Genomic DNA, 20,059 nt, shown 5'->3' with positions numbered 1-20,059 from the left:
TGGGGCTTCAGTGATGGCAGAGTCGACGGCAGGATCCGAGACGGATGCGGACGGCATGACACCCGTCAAACCCGTCGAGGCTGAACTGCTCGTGGTGACCGGAATGTCGGGAGCCGGCCGCAGCACCGCCTCGGACGCCCTTGAGGACCATGGCTGGTACGTCGTGGAAAATTTGCCGCCGCAGATGCTCGGCACGCTCGCGGAACTGGTGTCCCGGACGCCGCACTCCATGTCCAAGCTCGCCGTCGTGATGGACGTCCGGAGCAAGGAACTGTTCGTCGACATGCGCGCGGCGCTCCGCGCCCTGGAAGCCACCGGCGTGAGCTTCCGCGTGCTGTTCCTCGACGCCAGCGACGACGTCCTGGTGCGCCGCTTCGAGCAGGGCCGCAGGCCCCACCCGCTCCAGGGCGGCGGCCGGATCCTCGACGGCATCGCCGCCGAACGCGAGCTGGTCCGTGAATTGAGGGACACCGCCGACATCGTCCTGGACACGTCCTCCCTCAACGTCCATGGCCTCGCCACCGCCATCACCGAACTCTTCAGCGAGACCGGGCCGGTGGCGCTGCGGCTGAACGTCATGAGCTTCGGCTTTAAGTATGGGCTGCCGGTGGATGCCAACTTCGTGGCCGATGCCCGCTTCATCCCCAACCCGCACTGGGTGCCGCAGTTGCGCCCGCACACCGGACTGGACAAGGACGTCAGCGACTACGTGCTGGAGGCCCAGGGCGTCAGCGACTTCGTGGAACGCTACGTCCTGGCCCTTGAACCCGTCCTGGACGGATACCGCCGGGAGAACAAGCACTACGCCACCATCGCCGTGGGCTGCACCGGCGGCAAGCACCGCTCCGTGGCGGTCGCCGTCGAGCTCTCACGGAGGCTGGCGCAGTATCCGCGCGTCACGGTGACCACGACGCACCGGGACCTGGGCCGCGAGTAATGGCGCTGCTGACCGGCCCGCTGCCCCTTGTCCCGCCCGCCAGCGCGGCCTTCGCCAGCCAGCAGGACAAAGGCCCCTCCGTCGTGGCGCTCGGCGGCGGCCACGGCCTCTCCGCCTCGCTGTCGGCCCTGCGCCTGCTGACCTCCGAACTCACCGCGGTCGTCACGGTCGCGGACGACGGCGGATCCTCCGGCCGGCTCCGCGAAGAGTACGGCGTCCTGCCGCCCGGTGATCTCCGGATGGCCCTGTCCGCCCTGTGCGACGACACCGACTGGGGCCGCACGTGGCGCGACGTCATGCAGCACCGCTTCGCCCCCGGCAAAGGCCGCGGCGGCTCCCTCGATGAGCACGCGATGGGCAACCTCCTGATCGTCACGCTCTGGGAGCTCCTGGGCGACACCGTCGCAGGCCTGAAGTGGGCCGGCGCCCTGCTCGGCGCGCGCGGAGAAGTCCTGCCGATGTCCAGCGTCCCGCTGACCATCGAGGGCCAGGTCCGGGTCACCGCCCCGGACGGGGCCACGGCACTGCAGACCCTCACCGGCCAGGCCAAGTGCGCAGTGGCAGGATCCCTGGAGCACGTCCGGCTCTTGCCTGAGAACGCTCCGGCCTGCACCGAGGCACTGACGGCGATCGAGCTGGCCGACTGGGTGATCCTCGGGCCGGGCTCCTGGTACACGTCCGTGCTGCCGCACCTGTTGCTGCCCGAAATGCGCGAGGCCCTCGCCAACACGGCTGCCCGCCGGTGCCTGACCATGAACCTGGCCACGGATACCAAGGAGACGGCCGGCATGTCCGCCGCCGACCACCTCCGGGTGCTGCGCGAATACGCGCCGGAGTTCACGATCGACGTCATCCTGGCCGACCCGGCGTCGGTGCAGAACCTGCCCGACTTCGAGGCGGCGGCAGGAATGCTCGGTGCCGAGGTGGTCTTGGGTAAAGTGGGGGCGTCTGGTCGCCGTCCGGTCCACGATCCGTTGCGGCTGGCGACGGCGTATCACGATATTTTCGGGAATAGTTAGGAAAGGTGCCATGGCACTGACAGCATCAGTCAAGGAAGAACTTTCCCGTCTGGATATCAAGAAGTCCTCAGTCCGCAAGGCCGAGGTATCGGCGATGCTCCGCTTCGCCGGCGGGCTGCACATCATCTCGGGCCGGATTGTGATCGAGGCCGAAGTCGACCTCGCATCGACCGCCCGGCGGCTGCGCGCCGCCATCGCCGAGGTGTACGGCCACCAGAGCGAGATCATCGTCGTCTCCGGCGGCGGCCTGCGCCGCGGCAGCCGCTACGTGGTGCGGGTGGTGCGCGACGGTGAGGCCCTCGCCCGCCAGACCGGACTCCTGGACGCGCGGGGGCGGCCCGTGCGCGGCCTTCCGTCGGTAGTGGTGAACGGCTCCGCCGCGGACGCCGAAGCTGTCTGGCGCGGCGCGTTCCTGGTCCACGGCTCGCTCACCGAGCCCGGCCGCTCCTCGGCCATGGAAGTCACCTGCCCCGGCCCCGAATCGGCCCTGGCCCTCGTCGGCGCCGCCCGCCGCCTGGGCATCCAGGCCAAGGCCCGCGAGGTCAGGGGAGTGGACCGTGTGGTGATCCGCGACGGCGACACGATCGCCGCGCTGCTGACGCGCATGGGCGCCCACGACGCGCTGATGGTCTGGGAAGAACGCCGCATGCGCAAGGAAGTCCGCGCCACGGCCAACCGGCTCGCCAACTTCGATGACGCGAACCTGCGCCGTTCCGCGCAGGCCGCCGTGGCCGCCGGTGCCCGGGTGGACCGCGCCCTGGAAATCCTGGGCGACGACGTCCCGGACCACCTGAAGTATGCCGGTGAGCTCCGGGTCGCGCACAAGCAGGCCAGCCTGGACGAGCTGGGCCGGCTCGCCGACCCCGTCATGACCAAGGACGCCATCGCCGGCCGGATCCGCCGGCTGCTGGCCATGGCGGACAAACGGGCCCAGGACCTCGGCATCCCGGGCACGGAAGCCAATGTGACGCCGGAAATGCTCGACGACTAGCCCGCCCCTAGAATCAACAGCAGGAATATCCCGGGGAATGAAATATCCGGGAGCCGCGGCTGGTTGTCGCCGTTGGATTCCACCGCAATTTTCCGGATGCCCCGCATCCGGATGCACGATCGAAAGAGTTACCGAACCGGACAACCCGTCCACGACATTGGAGGAATTTGTGACCGAGTACGTACTGCCCGAGCTCGACTATGACTACGCAGCGCTGGAACCGCACATCTCCGCGAAGATCATGGAGCTGCACCACAGCAAGCACCACGCCGCCTATGTGGCCGGCGCCAACAACGCCCTGACCCAGCTGGCCGAGGCGCGCGAAAAGGGCGACTTCGCCAACATCAACCGCCTCTCCAAGGACCTCGCGTTCCACACCGGCGGGCACATCAACCACTCCGTCTTCTGGAAGAACCTCTCACCGGACGGTGGCGACAAGCCCGAGGGCGAGCTCGCGGCGGCCATTGACGACGCCTTCGGCTCGTTCGACGCGTTCCGTGCGCAATTCAGCGCCGCGGCACTGGGCCTGCAGGGCTCCGGCTGGGGCTTCCTGGCCTACGAGCCCATCGGCGGCAACCTGGTCATCGAGCAGCTCTACGATCAGCAGGGCAACGTCGCACTCGGCACCACCCCGCTGCTGATGCTGGACATGTGGGAGCACGCCTTCTACCTGGACTACGTCAACGTCAAGGCTGACTACGTCAAGGCCTTCTGGAACATCGTGAACTGGGCCGACGTCGCCAAGCGCTTCGACGCCGCGCGCAAGAACGCGACGGGTCTCATCACCCTCTAGGCAGGTCCCTATACCCTGCACAGGGTGACGGAATCGACTTCCGTTTGTAACAAACCTCACATTACGGGCCCTTCGGCCCGAATTGTGGACGGACTGCCCCTGCACTTGCGGGGGCAGTCCCGGTTAAACGTAAGATGGATCACGGAAGGCGGTTAGCCTTCAGCAATGTGGCTGGTCGCCCTCCGATCTGGTAATTATCTCTGCCCAATGGCGTGCGGGATCTGTTAGTTGGCTTGAACGCCTTCTCAACTAGTCGTGCTCGCAAGAGCACCAAGGAGACTGAAAACGTGACGACCCGTATTGGCATCAACGGCTTTGGCCGTATCGGCCGCAACTACTTCCGCGCCGCCCTCGCACAGGGCGCAGACCTCGAGATCGTTGCGGTCAACGACCTCACCAGCCCGGAAGCCCTCGCTCACCTCTTCAAGTACGACTCCGTGGGAGGCCGCCTGGCCGAAACCATCGAGGTCAAGGACGGCAACATCGTCGTCGACGGCAACATCATCAAGGTCCTCGCCGAACGTGACCCCGCGAAGCTGCCCTGGGGCGAGCTCGGCGTCGACATCGTCATCGAGTCCACCGGCTTCTTCACGAAGGCCGCCGATGCACAGAAGCACATCGACGCCGGCGCCAAGAAGGTCCTGATCTCCGCCCCCGCGTCGGATGAGGACATCACGATCGTTATGGGCGTCAATGACGGCCTGTACGACAACGCCACGCACCACATCATCTCCAACGCCTCCTGCACCACCAACTGCCTCGGCCCGCTGGCCAAGGTCATCAATGAGGCCTTCGGCATCGAGCGTGGCCTGATGACCACCATTCACGCCTACACCGCCGACCAGAACCTGCAGGACGGCCCGCACAAGGACCTCCGCCGCGCCCGCGCCGCCGCCATCAACATGGTGCCCACCTCCACCGGTGCCGCCAAGGCAATCGGTCTGGTCCTGCCGGAGCTCAAGGGCAAGCTCGACGGCTACGCCATCCGCGTGCCCGTTCCCACCGGCTCCGCCACGGACCTGACCGTCACGGTTTCCCGCGAGACCACGGTCGCCGAAGTCAACGCCGCCCTCAAGGCAGCATCGGAGACCGAGGAGCTCAGGGGCCTGCTGACCTACACCGACGAGCCGATCGTCTCCTCCGACATCGTCGGCGACCCGGCATCGTCCATCTTCGACTCCGGCCTGACCAAGGTGATCGGCGACCAGGTCAAGGTTGTGTCCTGGTATGACAACGAGTGGGGTTACTCCAACCGCCTCGTGGACCTCACGGAGCTTGTAGCGTCCAAGCTGGGCTAGGGTAAGACTCATGACATTTCACACCCTCAACGAACTGATCGCTGATGGTGTCCGCGGGCGGTACGTTCTGGTCAGAAGTGACCTGAACGTACCGCTCGACGGCTCTACAGTGACTGACGACGGCCGCATCAAGGCCTCCCTCCCAGTGCTGGCGAAGCTCACGGACGCCGGTGCCCGCGTGCTGGTCACAGCACACCTCGGCCGCCCCAAGGGCGCCCCGGAGGAGAAGTACTCCCTCAAGCCCGCAGCCGCACGGCTGGCCGAGCTTGCCGGGTTCAAGGTCTCACTTGCCACCGACACCGTCGGCGAGTCGGCCAAGGAGCTCTCCGCGGCGCTGCAGGACGGCGAAGTGCTGGTCCTGGAAAACGTGCGCTTCGACGCGCGGGAGACCTCCAAGGACGACGCCGAGCGCGGCGCCTTCGCGGACGAGTTGGTCGCCCTCACCGGCGACAACGGCGCCTTCGTCGATGATGCCTTCGGTGCGGTGCACCGCAAGCACGCCAGCGTGTACGACGTCGCCACGCGGCTGCCGTCCTACCAGGGCGACCTTGTCCGCACGGAGGTCGAGGTGCTGCGCAAGCTCACCACGGATACCCAGCGGCCCTACGTCGTTGTCCTCGGCGGCTCCAAGGTCTCCGACAAGCTCGCTGTGATCGACAACCTCCTGGGCAAGGCGGACACGATCCTGGTGGGCGGCGGCATGCTGTTCACCTTCCTCGCCGCCGCGGGTCACAAGGTCGCGGGCAGCCTGCTCGAAGAGGACCAGATCCCGGTCGTCCAGGACTACCTGAAGCGCGCCGCCGACGCCGGTACCGAGTTCGTTGTGCCCACCGATGTTGTGGTGGCGGGCAAGTTCGCCGCCGACGCCGAGCACGAGACCGTTGCCGCCGACGCCATCGAGTCGGGCAGCTTCGGAGCCCAGGGCATCGGGCTGGACATCGGGCCGGTCTCGGCAGCGGCGTTCGCGGAACGGATCAAGGGCGCCCGGACGGTGTTCTGGAACGGGCCCATGGGCGTGTTCGAATTCGCGGCCTTCGCCGGCGGTACCCGGGCCGTCGCCCAGGCCCTGACCGAGACGGACGCATTCACCGTGGTTGGCGGCGGCGACTCGGCGGCAGCGGTCCGGACACTCGGCTTCGCCGATGAGGCGTTCGGCCACATTTCCACCGGCGGCGGCGCAAGCCTGGAGTACCTTGAAGGCAAGGAACTCCCCGGCCTGAGCGTCCTGGACCGTTAGAAGCACTGACCGCTAAAAGCACCGGCATTTGAGCCGGCAGGGTGCCCTCCGCAGGGAACCGGGCGCCCTGCCGGCTGCTCCCACACACCAAGAACTCCTGGAGATCACGTGACCACGTCAACCAACGGTAAATTCGACCGCAAGCCCTTCATCGCCGGCAACTGGAAGATGAACATGGACCACGTCCAGGGCATCACCCTCCTGCAGAAGCTCGCGTGGACCCTGTCCGACGCCAAGCACGACTACAGCCGGGTGGAGGTCGCCGTCTTCCCGCCGTTCACGGATCTCCGCGGCGTCCAGACCCTGGTACAGGGCGACGAGCTCGCCGTCGTCTATGGCGGCCAGGACCTTTCCCAGTTCGACTCCGGCGCCTACACGGGCGACATTTCCGGCCAGTTCCTCGCCAAGCTTGCCTGCAGCTACGTCCTGGTCGGCCACAGCGAACGCCGCACCATCCACAACGAGTCCGACGCCGTGCTCAACGCCAAGACCAAAGCCGCCTTCCGGCACGGCATCACCCCGGTCCTCTGCGTCGGTGAAGGCCTGGAGATCCGGCAGGCCGGCACCCACGTGGACCACACCCTCGCCCAGCTGCGCGCCGGCGTCGAAGGCCTCACCCCGGAGCAGGCTGCCGAACTCGTAGTTGCCTACGAACCCGTGTGGGCCATCGGCACCGGTGAGGTCGCTGGCCCGGAGGACGCGCAGGAAATGTGCGCCGCCATCCGTGCCGAACTGTCCACCCTCTTCGGAGCAGACGTCGCCGCCAAGACCCGCCTGCTGTACGGCGGCTCGGTCAAGGCCAACAACGCGGCCTCGATCCTGAAGGAGCGCGACGTCGACGGCTTGCTGGTCGGCGGTGCCAGCCTGGACGCTGCCGAGTTTGCTAATATTGTCAGGTTCGAGAGTCACCTGTTGACGGATTAGTCCGGACACAGCCTGACCCCCGCAATCCAATCCTTCTGAAAGGCCGTCGTGGACGTTCTTCATGTCATTCTGCAGGTCCTCCTAGGCATCACCAGCCTCCTGCTGACGTTGCTCATCCTGCTCCATAAGGGACGCGGAGGCGGCCTGTCCGACATGTTCGGCGGCGGCATGAGCTCGGGCCTGAGCTCCTCCGGCGTCGCGGAACGGAACCTCAACCGGTTCACGGTTATCCTGGGAATCACCTGGGGCGTGGTGATCATCGCCCTCGGCCTGCTCATGCGGTTCAGCACAGGCGCCGATTCCTAGGACGCCCGTTTCGAAAACTTCATATGGGGTCCTTATGGCCCTCCCGGCATCGGGAACTCACGAACTACACTGTGGCTGTCGTCTTGCACTTCCACCAGCTAAGTAGCCAGGAGTTCCCGATGCTGCATTCTGCTTCCGGATTCAAAGGAATCCGTGTGGGCGCCACCGAGGGGGCCACTCCCCGCCATGAACCACTGAACGGGGCCGGCGTACGCCAGCCCCGTATTCGTGTGTCTTTCCGGTGCGCCAAGGGCCATGAAACCTCGCTCGTGTTCGCACAGCTTCCGGAGGAACAGATCCCCGGAGTTTGGGACTGCCGGCGCTGCGGCGGCACCGCAACCCGCGACGAATCAAAGTTTGCCCTGGAGGAGACGCCAACAGAGGGCTTCAAGACGCATCTGGAATACGTTAAAGAGCGGCGCTCCAGCCAGGACGCCGAAGACGTGCTGGCTGGAGCGCTGGAACGTCTACGCTCCGGACGGACCCTTCCGGACGAGCTGCTCCGGGACCCGTGAGGCCGCGTCCTCGTCAATCAGCCACAGCGTTTCCCGGCGGCCGCGCGGCCCCGCGGCGGGCACCTGCACGGGATTAGCGCCGGCCAGGGCGAGCCCTACGGCGCCGGCCTTGTCATCACCGGCCACCACCATCCACACCTCGGATGCCGTGTTGATCGCCGGCAACGTCAGCGACACCCGCGCCGGCGGCGGCTTGGGGGAGTTGTGGACGCCCACGACAGTCAGTTCCTTCTCCCGGATGCCGGCCTGCTCCGGGAAGAGCGAGGCGACGTGCGCGTCCGGCCCCACGCCGAGGAGGACGATGTCCAGGCGGGGGAGCCGCGCCGGCTGTTCCGGCCTGTCGTCGGACATGTCCGCGGCGTGCTCGGCGCCCGCCGCCTCGGCGAGCCGGCGGGCATAATCGGCCGCGGCGTCGTCCGGGCTGTCGAAGTCATCGGTGGAACCGGGCACATGGACGCGCTCCGGATCAACATCGATGTGGGCCAGGAGGGCGTCCTGGGCCTGGCGGGCGTTGCGCTCGGCGTCGCCGGCCGCCACGAAGCGCTCGTCACCCCACCAGAAGTTCACCTTGGACCAGTCGACGGCCCGCGCCGCGGGCGATTCGGCCACGGCCTTGAGCGAGCCGATGCCCATCGTTCCCCCGGTAAGCACCACCGTGGCCTCGCCGTGCCGGTCCTGGATATCCACCAGCTTGGTAATCAGGCGGGCTGCGATCGCCGCCATCAGAACGGTCGAGTCAGGATGGATGCTTACTCTCGGGTCAGCGCTCACTGGGACGGACACTCCTTAGATTGGTACGCGGCAGTCCCATAGTAATCACTTCACCGAAGACTTCGTCCGGATCCAGGCGGCGGAGCTCTTCGGCAAGGCAGTCCTTGAGGCTGCGGCGGGGCAGTGAGATCCGCTGGGCGGGCTGGCCGGGCTGGGTCAGTTCGGCGATGGTGAGCCCGGGCCGGAAGAGCTGGATGTCGCCGCCGGGCCGGGTCAGCCGGACGCGACGGATGCCGGTTCCGGCCGGATCCGCCACGATCGTCACGGGAACGTCCAGGGCCAGGGTGAGCCAGGCTGCGAGAAGCACGGTACTGGGGGAGTCCGAGGCGCCCTCGACGGCGACGGCCGTGACCGGCGAGTCGTCCACCTGGTCCAGGACCGCGGCCAGCTGGATGCGCCAGTTGGTCAGCCGGGTCCAAGCCAGGTCCGTGTCGCCGGCCTTGTACGTGCGGCGGATGTTCTCCAGCGCCGCGACCGGGTCCGCTTCATTGGCCGAGTCGGTGATCCGGCGGTGCGCGATGCCCCCGACCGAGGTCTGGCACGCGTTCCTGGGCGCGCCGTGCGGCCACCAGGCCACGATCGGGGCGTCCGGGAGCAGCAAGGCCGCGACGAGGGATTCGCTTTCCTCTGCCAGTTCGCCGTAGCCGCGCAGCAGGATCACCTCGGAGGCGCCGGCGTCGCCGCCGACGCGGATCTGGGCGTCCAGCCGGGTCGGGGCCGAGGCCCCGGCGTCGGCGAGGACGATGATCCGGCACGGGTGTTCCCGGCTGGCCTCGTTGGCGGCCTCGATGGCCTCCTCTTCCAGCCCGGAGCGGGTGACGACCACGAGGGTCAGGACCCGGCCCAGGGCGATCACGCCGCCCTGCTCGCGCAGGGCCATGATCTTCTTGGAAATCTTGGAGGTGGTGGTGTCGGGAAGATCTACGATCATGGCCTTCTCCAGGTTCGTCCGTCGCGGGCAAGGAGCTCATCGGCCGAGGCAGGGCCCCAGCTTCCGGGAGCGTAGGGCTGGGGCTGTTCGTCCAGGCCGGCCCAGTATTCCTCGAAGGGATCCAGGATCTTCCAGGACAGCTCAACTTCCTGGTGCCGGGGGAACAGCGGCGGCTCACCCAGGAGCACATCCAGGATCAGCCGTTCATAGGCTTCGGGGCTGGACTCGGTGAAGGAGTGGCCGTAGCCGAAGTCCATGGTGACGTCGCGGACCTCCATCTGGGTGCCAGGAACCTTGGAACCGAACCGGATCGTGGCGCCCTCGTCAGGCTGGACCCGGATCACCACGGCGTTCTGGCCGAAGTCGTCCTCGCCGTGGTCAGTGAAGAGCAGGTTTGGTGCGCGCTTGAACACGACGGCGATCTCCGTCACCCGGCGCCCCAGCCGCTTGCCGGCGCGCAGGTAGAACGGCGCGCCGGACCAGCGGCGGGTGTTGATGTCCACCCGGATCGCGGCGAACGTCTCGGTCTTGGAATCGGCCGGGATGCCCTCCTCCTCCAGGTACCCGAGGACTTCCTCGCCGCCCTGCCAGCCGCCGGTGAACTGCCCGCGGGCGGAGTGGGAGGAGAGATCCTCGGGGAGCCGGACGGCGGCGAGGACCTTTTCCTTCTCGGCACGCAGGTCGTCCGCGTTGAAGGAGATCGGTTCTTCCATCGCCGTCAGGGCCAGCAGCTGCAGCAGGTGGTTCTGGATGACGTCGCGGGCCGCGCCCACGCCGTCGTAGTAGCCTGCCCGGCCTCCGGTCCCGATGTCCTCGGCCATGGTGATCTGGACGTGGTCCACATAGTTGGCGTTCCAGAGCGGCTCGAAGAGCTGGTTGGCGAAGCGCAGTGCCAGGATGTTCTGCACCGTCTCCTTGCCCAGGTAGTGGTCGATCCGGAACACCGCGTCCGGCGGGAACACCGACTCGACGATGTCGTTGAGCTGCCGGGCCGACTCGAGGTCGTGTCCGAACGGCTTTTCGATCACCACGCGGCGCCAGTTGTCGCCCGCGGCCTGGGCCAGGCCGTGCTTGGAGAGCTGACGGCAGACCTGCTCGAAGGCCTTCGGCGGGATCGAGAGGTAGAAGGCGTGGTTTCCCCGCGTCCCGCGCTGTTCGTCGAGCTCATCGATTGTGTCGGAGAGCCGCTTGAACGCCTCGTCGTCGTCGAACTCGCCCTGCACGAAGCGGATGCCCTCGGAGAGCTGCTTCCAGACCGTTTCGTCGAACGGGGTGCGGGCGTACGCCTTGACGGACTCCTTGACCTCCGCGGCGAAGTCCTCGTTCTCCCACTCGCGGCGGGCAAAGCCCACCAGCGCGAAGCTCGGCGGCAGCAGCCCGCGGTTGGCGAGGTCATACACGGCGGGCATGAGCTTCTTGCGGGCGAGGTCCCCGGTCACCCCGAACAGGACCAGCGACGCCGGTCCGGCAATACGGTTCAGACGGCGGTCACGGGGGTCCCGGAGCGGATTGCGCCCCCGGCCGGCCGTGTTCCTGCCGCCGATGTAGGTTTCTGGCATGGTTGCGTGGGTGCCTTAGCTTTCAGTGGAGGATGCTGCCTGGCCGGCAAGGGAGGTGACGAGCTCCTGGAGCTGCTTCACACCCGCGGCGCGGTCGGCCAGGTGCAGCCGAAGGACCGGACGGCCGTGCTCGGACAGGACCTGGGCATCGCCCGCGGCCTGCGCCGAGATCAGCTCGCCGAACGTGAACGGCCGGTCCGGGATGGCCAGGTCAGCCGCGGATGCGGCCGTGACCTGCAGGAAAACGCCGATCGCGGGTCCGCCCTTGTGGAACTGGCCGGTGGAGTGCAGGAACCGCGGGCCCCAGCCGAAGGTGACCGGGCGTCCGCTGACCGCTGCCAGTTCGTCCCGGACGCCTTCGAAGCTGGCATAGGCCAGCCGGTCGAAATAGGCCTGGACGCTGAGGTAGTTGTCCGGGCCGAGTTCGCCGAGCAGGGCGCTGACAGCCTCAGCCGCGGTGCCGGCGTCGCCGAGCCATTCCCCGCCGCGGACCTCGATCGCGCCGTCGGTGAAATTCGCCGGCGTCGGTGCGGGCTGTGCGTCCAGCAGGCCGCGGGCGGCGATCTTCGCTGCCTCGACGTCCGGCTGGTCGAACGGGTTGATGCCGAGCAGGCGGCCGGCCACGGCGGTGGCGAATTCCCACACCATCATCTGCGTGGCCAGGCCGCCGGCGATGGCGACCTCGTTCTCGCCGAGCTGCACGTCGGCATCCGCCGCGACGAGCCTGATGACCAGGACATCGGGGGCGCCCAGGGTGGCTTCGGGGGAGGCAGGACCGGCGACGACCGGCAGCACGCCGGTGCCGAGCTTGCCCGTGGATTCGGCGATGAGCTGTTCGGCCCAGTCGGCGAAACCCACGATCCCGGATCCGTCCTCCGCGATGACGATCTTGTTGCGCAGCGGGGTGGTGCCGCCCAGGGCGGTGCCGAGAGCGAGGCCGATGTTGTCCTCCGAGTCCTCATTGAGGATCTCGGCGGCTTCTTCGGCCTCATCCAGGAAAGCCTGGATGTCGACGCCGGCCAGCCCGCACGGGACCAGCCCGAAGGCGGTCAGGGCCGAGAAACGGCCGCCGACATTCGGATCTGCATTGAAGACGGCGCGGTAGCCTGCCTCCCGGGAGGCCTTGTCCAGCGGCGACCCCGGGTCGGTGACGATGATGATGCGGCTCTTCGCATCGATCCCGGCATCGGTGAACGCCTGCTCGAAGATCCGGCGCTGGGAATCGGTTTCCACAGTGGAGCCGGACTTGGACGAAACCACGATCGCGGTTTCGTCCAGCCGGTCCGCCACCGCGGCACTGACCTGTTCGGGGTCGGTGCTGTCCAGAACAGTCAGCTCGACGCCAGCGGTGCCCGCAATGACTTCAGGCGCCAGCGAAGAACCGCCCATCCCGCAGAGGACGATCCGCGTTACGCCCTCGGCCTTCAGCGCGTCGCGGAGTTCGAGAATGTCGCCGACCAGCGGCTGGGAGACGGAAGCCGCCTCGACCCAGCCCAGCCGGACAGCCGATTCCTGCTCTGCGTCCGGACCCCACAGGGTGTGGTCCTTCGCGAAGATCCGGGTGGCAATGCGGTCTTCCAGCAATGCCGGGAGGTGCTGCTCATGTGCCTGGCGGGCTGCGCCGGTGGCGTCGTAGCTGAGTGTGCTCATGGTGGGTTAGGAAGCCTTCCGTGCAGAGGCCAGGGCGCCTTCGACGTCGCCCAGCAGTTCCTTCCAGCTGGCAACGAACTTGTCCAGGCCTTCGGATTCGAGCAGGGCGACGACGTCGTTGTAGGAAATCCCCAGCGCGTCGAGGGAGTTCAGAGTGGCGTTGGCGTCGTCGTAGCCGCGGGTGACGGTGTCGCCCGTGACGGTGCCGTGGTCGAACGTCGCGTCGAGCGTCTTCTCCGGCATGGTGTTGACGACGCCGGGGGCGACGAGTTCGGTGACGTAGAGGGTGTCCGGGTAGGCCGGGTCCTTCACGCCGGTGGAGGCCCACAGCGGGCGCTGCGGCAGGGCGCCGGCCTCGGCCAGCAGGGCCCAGCGTTCGGTGGAGAAAAGCTCCTCGTAGACCTGGTAGGCCAGGCGCGCGTTGGCCAGGCCGGCCTTGCCCTTGAGTGCTTTGGCTTCCTCGGTGCCGATGGCGTTGAGGCGCTTGTCGATTTCGGCATCGACGCGGGAGACGAAGAAGGACGCGACCGAGTGGATCGTGGACAGGTCGTGGCCGTTGTCCTTGGCCTGCTCGAGCCCGGACTGGAAAGCGTTGATCACGGCGCGGTAGCGTTCCAGCGAGAAAATCAGGGTCACGTTGACGCTGATGCCCTCGGCCAGGGTGGCGGTGATGGCCTCGAGGCCTTCGAGGGTGGCCGGGATCTTGATCAGGACGTTGTCCTTGTTGACCTTCTTGTACAGGTGCTTCGCTTCGGCGATGGTGCCGGCGGTGTCCCAGGCCAGGCGGGGGTCGACCTCGATGGAGACGCGGCCGTCGACGCCCCTGGTGGCCGCGGCGACCGGGGCGAACAGGTCGCAGGCGTCGGCGACGTCGGTGGTGGTGATTTCGAAGACGGTCTCTTCGACGGTGGCGCCGGCGGCGGCCTGGGCGGCGATCACGGCGTCGTAGTCGTGGCCGGCGGTGATGGCGGCGTGGAAGATCGACGGGTTGGTGGTGACGCCAACGACGTTCTTCTCTTCGATGAGCTTGCGCAGGGTGCCGGTCTGCAGGCGGCCGCGGGAGAGGTCGTCGAGCCAGATCGAGACGCCGGCGTCGGAGAGCTGCTGGGTGGGGGTAGTCATTTCATAACTCCTGGAAATCATGGGTTCCGGGGGCACAGCGTCCCCCGGAACCGTGGTGGTGGATCAGTTGGTGAGGCCGGCGAGGGATTCCTTCGCGGCGGCGGCGACTGCTTCTGCCGTGATGCCGAATTCCTGGAAGAGGCGCTTGTAGTCCGCGGACGCGCCGAAGTGCTCCAGGGAGATGGAACGGCCGGCGTCGCCGACGAATTCCTTCCAGCCCAGGGCCAGTCCGGCTTCGACCGAGACGCGTGCCTTCACGGCCGGGGGCAGCACGGCGTCGCGGTAGGCGGCGTCCTGCTTGTTGAACCATTCCACGCAGGGCATGGACACCACACGGGTGGGGATGCCTTCTGCCTGCAGCGCTTCGCGGGCGTTGACGGCGAGCTGGACCTCGGAGCCGGTGCCGATCAGGATGACCTGCGCTTCGGCGGTGGAGCCGTCCTTCGACGCCTCGGCAAGGACGTAGCCGCCCTTCTCGACGCCGGCGGTGGAGCCGAAGGTGTCGCCGTCGGCGACGCCGGTGCCGCGGGCGTAGGTGGGGATGTTCTGCCGGGTCAGGACGATGCCGGCGGGGTTTTCATGGTTTTCCAGCATGGCCTTCCAGGCCGCGGCGACCTCGTTCGCATCTCCCGGGCGAACGACGTCCAGGCCCGGGATGGCGCGGAGGGAGGCGAGCTGCTCAACGGGCTGGTGCGTGGGGCCGTCCTCGCCCAGGCCGATCGAGTCGTGCGTCCAGACATACAGCGACGGGACTCCCATGAGCGCGCCGAGCCGGATCGCGGGGCGCTGGTAGTCGGAGAAGATCAGGAACGTTCCGGAGAAAGCCCGGGTGCGCCCGTGCAGGGAAATGCCGTTCACGATCGACGCCGCGGCGTGCTCGCGGATGCCGAAGTGCAGGACCCGGCCGTAGGGGTTGCCCTTCCACGCCGCGGTGGACCGGGACGTGGGGATGAATGAGGGCGAGCCCTCGATCGTGGTGTTGTTCGACTCCGCGAGGTCGGCGGAGCCGCCCCAGAGTTCGGGCATGACCGGGCCGATCGCGTTCAGGACCTTCCCGGAGGCGGCCCGGGTGGAGACGTCCTTGCCGGATTCGAAGACCGGCAGGGCGGCTTCGAAGTCGCCCGGGAGCTTCTTCGCTTCGACGCGTTCCAGCAGTGCAGCGGACTCGGGGTTGCCGGCCTGCCACGCCTCGAACGAGGCCTGCCAGTCGGCGCGGGCGGCCGCGCCGCGGTCCTGGACGGCACGGGCGTGGGCCAGAACGTCCTCGTCGACCTGGAAGGCGCGTTCGGGGTCAAAGCCCAGGACCTTCTTCAGGGCTGCGACTTCCTCAGCGCCGAGGGCGGAGCCGTGGATCTTGCCGGTGTTCTGCTTCTTCGGCGCCGGGTACCCGATGATGGTCCGCAGGGAGATGATGGAGGGCTTGCCGGTTTCGGCCTTCGCGGCGAGCAGTGCGGCGTGCAGTTCCTGGATGTCTTCGACGTATTCGCCGGTCCGGGTCCAGTCGACCCGCTGGGTGTGCCAGCCGTAGGCCTCGTAGCGGGCCAGGACGTCCTCGGTGAACGCCACATCGGTGTCGTCCTCGATCGAGATGTGGTTCTCGTCGTAGATCACCACGAGGTTGCCCAGTTCCTGGTGACCGGCGAGCGAGGACGCCTCGGAGGTGACGCCTTCCTGCAGGTCGCCGTCGGAGGCGATCACCCAGACGGTGTGGTCGAACGGGCTCGTGCCGGCGGGAGCGTCGGCGTCGAACAGGCCGCGCATCCGGCGCTGGGAATAGGCGAAGCCGACCGCGGACGCCAGGCCCTGGCCCAACGGGCCGGTGGTGATTTCCACGCCCTTGGTGTGCTTGTATTCCGGGTGGCCGGGGGTCAGCGAGCCCCAGGTCCGCAGCGCCTCCAGGTCCTTCAGTTCCAGGCCATAGCCGGAGAGGAACAGCTGGATGTACAGGGTCAGGGACGTGTGCCCGGGGGACAGGACGAACCGGTCGCGGCCCAGCCAGTCCGGATTCGCCGGGTCGTGGCGCATCAGCTTCTGGAACAACAAATACGCGGCCGGAGCCAGGCTCATCGCCGTCCCCGGGTGGCCGTTTCCGACCTTCTCCACCGCATCCGCGGCCAGCACCCGGACGGTGTCAACCGCGCGCTGGTCCAAGTCAGTCCATGACAGTTCTTGCTCTTCCAAATGTGGCACGAAAACCGGGCCCCTCTCTGTGCTGACGGCCGGCGGTACGCTCTTTTCCCGCCCGGGCACAGTTCGGTGCCCGCTGCGGTTCGTACCAGCCGTTCACCATCGAAACGTTGATCTATCATTCAGACGCAGATGCAGAGCCGCGTGTTCCGGCAAGTGCCTAAATGCGTGCCCGTGTGCGCTGATCTAATGACAGCCTAGTCCCATTCCACTTTGTGGTCAGCGTATATCTCACCAATTGGACCTGATTTCGCTTATATGAATCACCGTCCGCCGCGGGGCCGGTGAACCGGCGTTAACGCGCCGGAATCATGGCGCGGCATTCGGCGGCCGTCCGGCCCGGAGCTCCACGGTATGATGGGTGGTGGCCTTCGACTGGGGCAAGGACACGGGTGTGCGCCGAGCGCGGAGCCCGGTCTGCAGCACAGTGCGTTGCGAAATCCACCCGGGGCTGCCCAGCCAGACAGAACTGCACAGCCAGACAGAACAGAGTGACTGCCACCGTGAGCACAACTAATACGCCGCTGAACGCCTCCCCGGCCTCGGGAAGAATGGGCTTCGGCCGCAAAGCCAAGGCCTACCTGGCGCTCACGAAACCCCGCGTGATCGAGCTGCTGCTCGTCAGCACGCTGCCCACCATGATCTATGCCGAACGCGGCTTCCCGTCGATCGGCCTCATCCTGGCGACGCTGGTGGGCGGCGCGTTCGCAGCAGGTTCCGCCGGCGCCTTCAACTGTTACATCGACCGCGACATCGACAAGCTCATGCACCGCACGGAGAACCGGCCCTTGGTCACCGGTGAGGTAACACCCCGCGAAGCCCTCACCTTCTCCTGGCTGCTGGGCGCGGCGGCGATCGCCATCCTCTGGTTCGGGGCCAACCCGCTCGCCGCGTGGCTCGGGCTCGGCGCCATCGTCTTCTACGTGGTCATCTACACCATGATCCTGAAGCGGCGCACGGCCCAGAACATTGTCTGGGGCGGCGCCGCCGGGTGTTTCCCGGTCCTGATTGCCTGGGCCGCCGTCACCAACACCGTCGAGTGGCCCGCCGTCGTGCTGTTCATGGTGATTTTCCTCTGGACCCCGCCGCACTACTGGCCGCTGTCGATGCGCTACGGCGAGGACTACCGCAACGCCAACGTGCCGATGCTGGGTGCCATCGCCGGTGCGAAGGTGGTGTCGGTGCAGGTGGTCCTCTACGCCTGGGCCATGGTGGCGTGTTCGCTGCTGATGATCCCGGCCGGCGGTGCCGGCTGGGTCTACACGGTGACCGCCGTCGGCGCCGGCGCCTGGTTCCTGTACGAGTCGCACGCCCTGTACAACCGGGCCCAGGCCGGCGACGTTTCCAACAAGGGAGCCATGAAGGTCTTCCACGGCTCCATCAGCTACCTGACCCTGCTCTTCATAGCCCTGGCCGTCGACCCGTTCGTCGGCTCGGCCGTCATGGGCGGCTGATCCTCCCCGTTCATCTGCCCGACGCTCCCTCACCACTGGTGGGGGAGCGTCAGCTGTATCAGGGGGACGGTCCTTTTCGGTCCCGGGGTATCCTTACGAACCGGCCAGGCGACACAACCCCAGGGGGAGCCCGTGATCAACCGCAGCGACGTACTTCAGGCGCAGAACCGCATCAGTGGCCACGTGCGGCGCACACCGTTGCTCCGCGGGGGTACCGCTGCCGCCCCGCTCTGGTTCAAATGTGAGTTCCTGCAGCACACGGGCGTCTTCAAGGCACGCGGCGCCTTCAACCGCCAGCTCGCCGCCCGGGAGCGCGGGGAGCTGGACCCGGCCATCGGCGTGGTGGCGGCGTCGGGCGGCAACGCGGGTTTGGCGAACGCGTACGCCGCCGCGGTCCTCGGTGTGCCGGCGACGGTGTTCGTCCCGGAGAACGCCCCGCGGGTAAAGGTCGAGCGTCTCCTCGCGTACAACGCCACGGTCCGGCAGGTCGGCGTCGAGTACGCGGAGGCGTTCGCGGCCGCAATGCACTACGTGGAAGATACCGGCGCCCTGTTCTGCCATGCGTACGACCAGCTGGAAATCGCGGCAGGCGCGGGCACTCTGGCCGAGGAAATCCTTGAGGACGAGCCCGGCATCGACACGATCGTCGTCGCCGTCGGCGGTGGCGGACTCTATGCGGGCGTGGCGGCAGCTGCCGAGGGCCGGGCCCGCGTCGTCGCGGTCGAGCCCTTCACCATCCCCACGCTGCACGCGGCCCTCGACGCCGGCCGCCCGGTCGATGTGGCCGTTTCGGGCGTCGCCGCGGATTCCCTCGGGGCCAGACGTGTGGGTGGGATCGCCTTCAGCATCGCCTCACGCGTCCCGCCGGCCTCTGTGCTGGTGGACGACGCCGCCATCGTCGCCGCACGGTCACAGTTGTGGAGCGATTACCGGATCCCCGCCGAATACGGGGCTGCGGCTGCGTTCGCGGCGCTCACGTCAGGGGCTTACACACCCGCCGAAGGGGAACGTGTCGCAGTGATCGTCTGCGGGGCGAACACCGATGCCTGCACGCTGGAGAACGACGCGGGCAGCGACTGAATAGCCGACTGAAGGGTGCCGACTAACCGTGCCGGGAAGCGGCGCTGCCGGCCGGCTGCCGGTCCGGATGGTAGCGGGCCGAATAGTGCTGGTCGAAGCGGGTCCGCGCGATCCGCCCGAGCCGTTCGACGGTGTGCCAGCTGATGAGCGCAATGAGCAGGGTCACCACGATGGCGGACACCGCGATGAGCGGTGGCAGATCGGCCGTGGAGCCGCCGTTGAGCCAGAGAATGACGGCGTAGTTCCAGAGGTACGCGGCGTACGAGACGGTGCCCAGCAGCTGCACCGGGGCCGTCCACTTCGGCATCACTGCGGTTCGGGAGGCGGCCAGTGCGACCAGGACAGCCGCGGCGGCCATGGCCAGCGGGCCGCCAATGAACATGAAGGCCGGCGTTTCGTTGGCCTTCGGGAAGTAGATCAGCGCGGTTAGGACGGCGACGGAACCGAGCAGGGCCGCACGCCGGAGCCAACGGCCGGTGAACCAGTTGAACACATGGACCCTGTACAACCGCAGGGCCGAACCGATGATTAGTCCCAGCCCCCACGTGGTCGGCAGCGCGTAGACCAGCGCGTGAAGTTGCGGGGCCAGGGACACCATTGCCAGCACACTGGCCGACATGAGGAACAGCGCGACGGCGGCGGACCAGCCAATCAGCCGTCCCTGGCGGTTGCGCCGCAGGGCGAGCACCAGCAGCGCGGGCCAGATCAGGTAGAACTGTTCTTCCACCGCCAGCGTCCAGAGCGGTCCGATCGCCATGCTGACGTCGAACGGCAGGGGGAGGTCTTTGAGGTAGCCAAGACCGGCGAGGACCGTGTAGCCCACGATTCCCTTGGACCGGTCACCGAGGACGTCGGTGGCCAATTCGACGATCGCGTATACGCCCAGGAGAGAGACCAGTGCCGGCACCAGCCGGAAGGCCCTGTGCGCGTAGAAGCGTCCGTAACGAATTTTTCGGTGCCGTTCGATATCGCCGACCAGCACGTTGGTGATCAGGTAACCGCTCAACACGAAGAAGGCAATGACACCCACGATGCCGGCGCCCTGGAATATGCCGGGCCAGGAATGTCCGAGCAGGACCGCGCCCACGGCGGCACCGCGAAGAACGTCCAGGCCGTCCAGCCGCGGGCGCTTTGCAGTATGTTGGACCGTCTGTGCGGGCCTTTCGCGGACTAGTAACGCCACATATCCTCCGGTGCCTCAGTCTGGCCGGTTCCGATTCCAGCTGCATCAAGGCAAAACCGCGCCGTCCGTCTATCCATGGATGCGATTGCGGCGCCAGTTCTG

At 67.4% G+C, this 20,059-nt stretch carries 18 protein-coding genes; 11 read left to right on the top strand and 7 right to left on the bottom strand.

Annotated elements, in window-relative coordinates:
• Positions 1-13: 13 nt before the first annotated feature.
• From rapZ to AC1DRO_RS02275, 9 genes are all read left to right on the top strand, one after another.
• The gene (gene rapZ / locus AC1DRO_RS02315) at positions 14-937 is read left to right on the top strand and encodes an RNase adapter RapZ (protein ID WP_476949647.1); all 924 of its coding nucleotides are present in this window, start codon (positions 14-16) and stop codon (positions 935-937) included.
• A complete protein-coding gene (locus tag AC1DRO_RS02310; protein ID WP_028276839.1) occupies positions 937-1,956 on the top strand; it encodes a gluconeogenesis factor YvcK family protein in 1,020 nt (339 codons plus the stop codon). The genes rapZ and AC1DRO_RS02310 overlap by 1 nt, the downstream gene beginning before the upstream one ends.
• Before the next feature lie 10 nt (positions 1,957-1,966).
• A complete protein-coding gene (whiA, locus tag AC1DRO_RS02305; RefSeq protein ID WP_018772999.1) occupies positions 1,967-2,947 on the top strand; it encodes a DNA-binding protein WhiA in 981 nt (326 codons plus the stop codon).
• Between the two features lie 169 nt (positions 2,948-3,116).
• Positions 3,117-3,740 (top strand): superoxide dismutase, encoded by a 624-nt coding sequence (locus AC1DRO_RS02300; protein WP_476949646.1) that lies wholly within the window; start codon positions 3,117-3,119, stop codon positions 3,738-3,740.
• A 287-nt stretch (positions 3,741-4,027) separates the two neighbouring features.
• A complete protein-coding gene (gene gap / locus AC1DRO_RS02295) occupies positions 4,028-5,038 on the top strand; it encodes a type I glyceraldehyde-3-phosphate dehydrogenase (RefSeq protein WP_476944056.1) in 1,011 nt (336 codons plus the stop codon).
• A 10-nt stretch (positions 5,039-5,048) separates the two neighbouring features.
• Positions 5,049-6,275, top strand: coding sequence for a phosphoglycerate kinase (locus AC1DRO_RS02290; protein ID WP_476949645.1), 1,227 nt, complete (start codon positions 5,049-5,051; stop codon positions 6,273-6,275).
• Between the two features lie 108 nt (positions 6,276-6,383).
• Positions 6,384-7,199, top strand: coding sequence for a triose-phosphate isomerase (tpiA, locus tag AC1DRO_RS02285; RefSeq protein WP_018772995.1), 816 nt, complete (start codon positions 6,384-6,386; stop codon positions 7,197-7,199).
• A gap of 48 nt (positions 7,200-7,247) precedes the next feature.
• Entirely contained in the window at positions 7,248-7,505 is a 258-nt protein-coding gene (gene secG / locus AC1DRO_RS02280; RefSeq protein ID WP_018772994.1) for a preprotein translocase subunit SecG, read from the top strand.
• 155 nt (positions 7,506-7,660) lie between these two features.
• A complete protein-coding gene (locus tag AC1DRO_RS02275) occupies positions 7,661-8,020 on the top strand; it encodes an RNA polymerase-binding protein RbpA (RefSeq protein WP_306292809.1) in 360 nt (119 codons plus the stop codon).
• Here the strand turns inward: AC1DRO_RS02275 and pgl are convergent.
• The 6 genes from pgl to tkt form a co-directional block, all read right to left on the bottom strand.
• Entirely contained in the window at positions 7,973-8,791 is an 819-nt protein-coding gene (pgl, locus tag AC1DRO_RS02270; RefSeq protein ID WP_476949644.1) for a 6-phosphogluconolactonase, read from the bottom strand. The genes AC1DRO_RS02275 and pgl overlap by 48 nt on opposite strands.
• Positions 8,781-9,722, bottom strand: coding sequence for a glucose-6-phosphate dehydrogenase assembly protein OpcA (locus AC1DRO_RS02265; protein WP_028275501.1), 942 nt, complete (start codon positions 9,720-9,722; stop codon positions 8,781-8,783). The genes pgl and AC1DRO_RS02265 overlap by 11 nt, the downstream gene beginning before the upstream one ends.
• A complete protein-coding gene (gene zwf, locus AC1DRO_RS02260; RefSeq protein ID WP_028275502.1) occupies positions 9,719-11,281 on the bottom strand; it encodes a glucose-6-phosphate dehydrogenase in 1,563 nt (520 codons plus the stop codon). Before zwf ends, AC1DRO_RS02265 begins: the two co-directional genes overlap by 4 nt.
• Before the next feature lie 15 nt (positions 11,282-11,296).
• A complete protein-coding gene (locus AC1DRO_RS02255) occupies positions 11,297-12,931 on the bottom strand; it encodes a glucose-6-phosphate isomerase (RefSeq protein WP_476949643.1) in 1,635 nt (544 codons plus the stop codon).
• 6 nt (positions 12,932-12,937) lie between these two features.
• The gene (tal, locus tag AC1DRO_RS02250) at positions 12,938-14,053 is read right to left on the bottom strand and encodes a transaldolase (protein ID WP_476949642.1); all 1,116 of its coding nucleotides are present in this window, start codon (positions 14,051-14,053) and stop codon (positions 12,938-12,940) included.
• A gap of 63 nt (positions 14,054-14,116) precedes the next feature.
• Positions 14,117-16,234, bottom strand: coding sequence for a transketolase (gene tkt / locus AC1DRO_RS02245; protein WP_476949641.1), 2,118 nt, complete (start codon positions 16,232-16,234; stop codon positions 14,117-14,119).
• A 497-nt stretch (positions 16,235-16,731) separates the two neighbouring features.
• Here tkt and AC1DRO_RS02240 point away from each other — a divergent pair, with 497 nt between their 5' ends.
• Both AC1DRO_RS02240 and AC1DRO_RS02235 read left to right on the top strand, forming a co-directional pair.
• Positions 16,732-17,694, top strand: coding sequence for a heme o synthase (locus AC1DRO_RS02240; RefSeq protein WP_476949640.1), 963 nt, complete (start codon positions 16,732-16,734; stop codon positions 17,692-17,694).
• Positions 17,695-17,826: 132 nt separating this feature from the next.
• Positions 17,827-18,774, top strand: a complete 948-nt coding sequence (locus AC1DRO_RS02235; protein WP_476949639.1) for a threonine/serine dehydratase — start codon at positions 17,827-17,829, stop codon at positions 18,772-18,774.
• A 22-nt stretch (positions 18,775-18,796) separates the two neighbouring features.
• On the opposite strand, the gene AC1DRO_RS02230 is transcribed toward AC1DRO_RS02235, so the two are convergent.
• Positions 18,797-19,957 (bottom strand): acyltransferase family protein, encoded by a 1,161-nt coding sequence (locus AC1DRO_RS02230; RefSeq protein ID WP_476949638.1) that lies wholly within the window; start codon positions 19,955-19,957, stop codon positions 18,797-18,799.
• Between the last annotated feature and the right edge of the window lie 102 nt (positions 19,958-20,059).

The organism is Arthrobacter sp. P4_F11, from assembly GCF_056401395.1.
This window is presented reverse-complemented; position numbering and strand designations above follow the sequence as displayed.